This window comes from Acidovorax delafieldii 2AN (assembly GCF_000175235.1).
In the GTDB taxonomy this organism is placed as follows: Bacteria; Pseudomonadota; Gammaproteobacteria; order Burkholderiales; family Burkholderiaceae_C; genus Acidovorax; species Acidovorax delafieldii_B.
On the sequence record NZ_ACQT01000280.1, the window covers coordinates 1 to 4,412 of the forward strand.

At 67.4% G+C, this 4,412-nt stretch carries 5 protein-coding genes; 1 reads left to right on the plus strand and 4 read right to left on the minus strand.

What is annotated here, in order from left to right:
* The coding region (locus tag ACDELDRAFT_RS19590) for an I78 family peptidase inhibitor (RefSeq protein ID WP_005799786.1) at positions 1 to 215 on the plus strand (215 nt) is incomplete at its 5' end.
* Positions 216 to 469: 254 nt separating this feature from the next.
* On the opposite strand, the gene hemW is transcribed toward ACDELDRAFT_RS19590, so the two are convergent.
* From hemW to ACDELDRAFT_RS19610, 4 genes are all read right to left on the minus strand, one after another.
* Complete coding sequence (gene hemW, locus ACDELDRAFT_RS19595) at positions 470 to 1,726, minus strand: radical SAM family heme chaperone HemW (protein ID WP_005799787.1); 1,257 nt, start codon at positions 1,724 to 1,726, stop codon at positions 470 to 472.
* Between the two features lie 130 nt (positions 1,727 to 1,856).
* A complete protein-coding gene (gene rdgB / locus ACDELDRAFT_RS19600; protein ID WP_005799788.1) occupies positions 1,857 to 2,456 on the minus strand; it encodes an RdgB/HAM1 family non-canonical purine NTP pyrophosphatase in 600 nt (199 codons plus the stop codon).
* Between the two features lie 42 nt (positions 2,457 to 2,498).
* Complete coding sequence (gene rph, locus ACDELDRAFT_RS19605) at positions 2,499 to 3,230, minus strand: ribonuclease PH (RefSeq protein ID WP_005799789.1); 732 nt, start codon at positions 3,228 to 3,230, stop codon at positions 2,499 to 2,501.
* Between the two features lie 181 nt (positions 3,231 to 3,411).
* Positions 3,412 to 4,314 (minus strand): PP2C family protein-serine/threonine phosphatase, encoded by a 903-nt coding sequence (locus ACDELDRAFT_RS19610; RefSeq protein ID WP_005799790.1) that lies wholly within the window; start codon positions 4,312 to 4,314, stop codon positions 3,412 to 3,414.
* Positions 4,315 to 4,412: the final 98 nt, after the last annotated feature.

Here is a 4,412-nt window from a genome sequence, read left to right on the forward strand (position 1 = left end):
GCCCGCGCGGCGGCACCTGCAATGCGGCACCGGCCCAGGCGATGATCGGCAAGCAGGCCACGCCATCGGTGATGGAGCAGGCCCGCGTGGCGTCAGGTGCGGCGATGGCCCGCGTGCTGCATCCACAGCAGGTGGTGACGCTTGAATTCAGTGCCGAGCGGCTGAACCTCGTGGTGGACGGCAACGGGCGCATCACCGCAGTGCGTTGCGGCTGACCACCGCGCAACGGCGGGCCCGCACGCACCCGTCCAAACGCCAGCCGCACCACCATTGCTCCTTTTTTCATAGCTTTACACGCCCATTGCGAAAGCACTGTAAGGCGATTCGGGCTAAAAATACCGCCCCAACCGGCTGTTCGATGTGCCGGCCCGCTGAGCGGGCCCGACCCAGTCACCGGTGGCCTTGCCTCCCCCAAAAAGGCCTGGCGGCCAGCGCCGGCCGCCGAACTCGCTGAAGGCGCCGCGGCGCTTCAGTCGGTCAGGAAAAGCGCCTGCAGATCGTTCAGGAAATCAACCCCCCGCTCGGTCGGGCGCACGCGGCCCAGGTCGCGGGTGATCAGGCCTTTGCGCTCGGCCTCGTCCAGCGCACCGGCAATGGCGGTGAGCGACTGGCCGGTGCGTTCCACAAAGTCCTGCAGGGCGAAACCCTCGCGCAGGCGCAGCGCATTGAGCATGAATTCGAACGGCAGATCGGCGCGGCGCACGTCTTCGTCCAACGCCACGGCCCGACCGGCAAGGGCGTTGTCCATGTACAGCCGCGGGTCGCGGAAACGGGCCTGGCGCACCACGCGGTGGGCAAAGCTGAGCTTGCTGTGCGCCCCCGCGCCCAGGCCCAGGTAGTCGCCAAACTGCCAGTAGTTGGTGTTGTGAAAACACGCATGCCCAGGCCGCGCATAGGCCGAGATTTCATAGCGTGCCAACCCCGCCTGGCCCGTCATTTCGGTGATGCGGTCGAGCATGGCGTAGGCCTGGTCGTCCTCAGGGATGGCGGGCGGATACTTGGCAAAGTAGGTGTTGGGCTCGATGGTGAGGTGGTACACCGAGAGGTGCGGCGGCGCCAGTGCCAGCGCCGTGGCCATGTCCTGCTCCAGCTCTTGCAGGGTCTGGCCCGGCAGCGCGTACATGATGTCGAGATTGAAGGTGTCGAACGCGCTGGCGGCCTCTTGCACGGCGGCCAGCGCCTGGGCGCGGTCATGCACCCGGCCCAGGGCTTGCAAATGCCGGTCGTTGAAACTCTGCACCCCCACCGACAGGCGGGTGACACCGGCGGCGCGGAACGCCCGGAAACGGTCTTTCTCGAACGTGCCAGGGTTGGCCTCGAGCGTGATCTCGCAGTCGGCGGCCAAAGGCAGGCGCGCCCTGATGTCGCCAATCAGCCGGTCGATCGACTGCGGCGAAAACAGGCTGGGCGTACCGCCGCCGATGAAGATGCTGTGCACGCTGCGGCCCCACACCAGCGGCAGCGCCGCCTCCAGGTCGGCCACCAGGGCATCGAGGTAGCGCGCCTCAGGCAGTTCCTGCGCACCGCCCGCGCTGCGCCATTCGTGCGAGTTGAAATCGCAATAGGGGCATTTCTTCAGGCACCAGGGCAGGTGCACATACAAGGCCAGTGGCGGCAGGCTGTTGAGCTGGAGCAGGCCGGGGCGCATGTAGTGCTGGATGTCGCGCACCACGGCCGGTGCGCCTTCGGGCCCGGCGGCAGGAATGATGGGAATGGAGGCAGCCATGGCGCGGGCTCAGAACAGGTGAAGAAAAAGGGCGTGGCCCCGTGGGCCGCATGCGCCGGGGCGGGGGGCTGTACCGCGGAACAGGGGGGCCTGGACCTTCAGAGCGGGCATGGGGACGACTTGCGGTTGCTCAAAACCAGCGCTCGCGCATCAGCGCCAGCATCTGCAGCGCCGCGCGGCCCCGGTGGCTGTGGGCGTTCTTGACTTCCGGAGGCAACTCGGCAAAGGTCTTGCCGAACTCGGGAATGAACATCACCGGATCAAAGCCGAAGCCGTTGCTGCCGCGAGGCTCGCGCGTGATTTCGCCCACCACGCGCCCCACGGCAATCAAAGGCTCAGGGTCTTGGGGGCTGCGCACGGCCACCAGCGTGCTCACCATGGCGGCGCGGCGGTTGTCATGGCCCTGCATCTGCTCGAGCAGGGCCCGCACATTGGTGTCGTCGCCTTTTTCGTAGCCGAACTGGGTGGCGTAGTAGGCCGTGTCCACGCCTGGCAGGCCGCCGAAGGCGTCCACGCACAGGCCGGCATCATCGGCCAGCGCGGGCAGGCCGGTGTGCTGGGCGGCAAAGCGCGCCTTGGCCAGGGCGTTCTCGACGAAGGTGCGGTGCGGCTCTTCGGCCTCGCCCACGCCCAGGTCGGCCTGGCGCACCAGTTCCACGCCCAGGGGGGCCAGCATGGCCTGCAGTTCGGAAAGCTTGCCGCGGTTGTTGGATGCGAGTACCAATTTCATAGTCAAATGGGCTTGTAGCGCTTATCAGTAATGCGAACAAAGCTATTGTTTCAATAGCGATTGCTGTTGCAGGGCCACCAGCTCGGCAATCCCTTTTTCGGCCAGCCCCAGCAACTGGTCCATCTCGGCACGGGTGAAGGCGGCACCCTCGGCCGTGCCCTGCACTTCGACGAAGTGGCCAGCGCCCGTCATCACCACGTTCATGTCGGTGTCACACCCCACGTCTTCGGCGTATTCGAGGTCCAGCAGGGGCGTTCCCTGGACGATACCGACCGAGATGGCCGCCACGGACCCGCGGATCGGCGAGGCGGTGATCTTGCCGCTGGCCAGCAATTGGTTCACCGCATCCTGCGCCGCCACCCAGGCACCGGTGATGGCAGCGGTGCGCGTACCGCCGTCGGCCTGGATCACGTCACAGTCGAGCTGGATGGTGCGCTCACCCAGCAGGCGCAGGTCGAACACGGCCCGCAGCGAGCGGCCGATGAGGCGCTGGATCTCCTGCGTGCGGCCGCTTTGCTTGCCCTTGGCGGCCTCGCGGTCGCTGCGCTTGTGGGTGGCGCGGGGCAGCATGCCGTACTCGGAGGTGACCCAGCCCTCGCCCGTGCCGCGCTGGTGCGGCGGCACTTTGTCTTCGACCGACGCGGTGCACAGCACCTGGGTGTTGCCGAACTCGATCAGCACCGAGCCTTCGGCGTGCATGGTGTAGCGGCGGGTGATGCGCACGGGGCGCAGCTGGTCGGCGGCGCGGCCGCCCGAACGGGTGAAGGTGGTCATGGGGTGGGTGCAATCAACAAGGGGTGGCGAAGGTGCGGGCATTCTGCGGCAAAGCCCGTGGGCGGCACCCCGCAGAGTAGGGCACCACGCGGCGAATAGGGGATGCAGAGGCTGCACCACCGCCGCGTGAGCCAACAGCGGCGCCGCGCGCGCAGCACGGGCTCGCGCGGGACCCCTGCCGTCAGGCCTTGCGCGCCGCCGAGCGGCGAATGGCTTCGTTGATCTCGGCGATGGATCGTTCGATGGCATCGTCGTCCAGATCGTCGACCAGCCCGTCCAGCGGGCCCGCCTGGATGGTCGAGGCGAAAACGTCGTCACTGATGCTGTCGGTGGAAACGCCCTGCGTGGATTCGAAAGCGTCGGGCGTCTCCCACTCAAGCGCCACCACGGTGACGTTGTCGCTGCCCTCGCCCGCCTTGCGCAATGCCTGCTCCACCAGATCGGGCACTGCGTGCGAAACCGTCTGCTGGCAGAGCTGGGTAGCGATCTCCTCATCGCTCAGCGTGCCCCACAGGCCATCGGAGCACAACAGAATGCGGTCGCCTTGCTCCAGGTACACGGGGCCGGTGACGTCGTAGATGGGCTTGGTGGGCGAGCCCAGGCAAGTGAACAGCACGTTGCGGTTGATGCGGTCGAGCCCCGGCGGGGGAGCGTTGCGCAGCTCCAGATAAGAGTGGTCGCGCGTGCGGGTGAGCAACTCGCCACCGCGCACCATGTAAAGCCGCGAATCGCCACAGTGAATCCACGAGGCGGCCCCCGCCTGCACCACGGCGGCGACCAGGGTGGTGCGGGGCGTGTCGAGCATGCCCTTCTCGGACGCATAGCGCAGGATCTGGTGGTGCGCCGCCAGCAGGGCCGAGGACAGAAAGTCCTGCACGTTCTCGAGCAGCGGCTTAGCCTCGCGCTGGAACAGGGCAGAGATGGTCTGCAGCGCGATCTGCGCGGCCACCTCGCCTTCGGGGTGTCCGCCCATGCCGTCGGCCAGCACGAACAAGCCCGATTCGCGCGTGTAGCAGTAGCCCATGCGGTCTTCGTTCTTCTCGCGCCCGCCGCGGCGGCTGATCTGGAATACCGAAAATTTCATAGGGGCTTACGCAGGCAAGGATGCGGCAGGGCACCGTGCGGGCGGCACGGCGCCGTCCGGCGCGGCGCGCAACGCTCGGGTTGAGGGTGGATGGCCAC

Coding starts and splice junctions, on each gene's coding strand:
- hemW (WP_005799787.1), bottom strand. CDS start 1,726: ATGGCTGCCTCCATTCCCATCATTCCTGCCGCCGGGCCCGAAGGCGCA.
- ACDELDRAFT_RS19610 (WP_005799790.1), bottom strand. CDS start 4,314: ATGAAATTTTCGGTATTCCAGATCAGCCGCCGCGGCGGGCGCGAGAAG.
- rdgB (WP_005799788.1), bottom strand. CDS start 2,456: ATGAAATTGGTACTCGCATCCAACAACCGCGGCAAGCTTTCCGAACTG.
- rph (WP_005799789.1), bottom strand. CDS start 3,230: ATGACCACCTTCACCCGTTCGGGCGGCCGCGCCGCCGACCAGCTGCGC.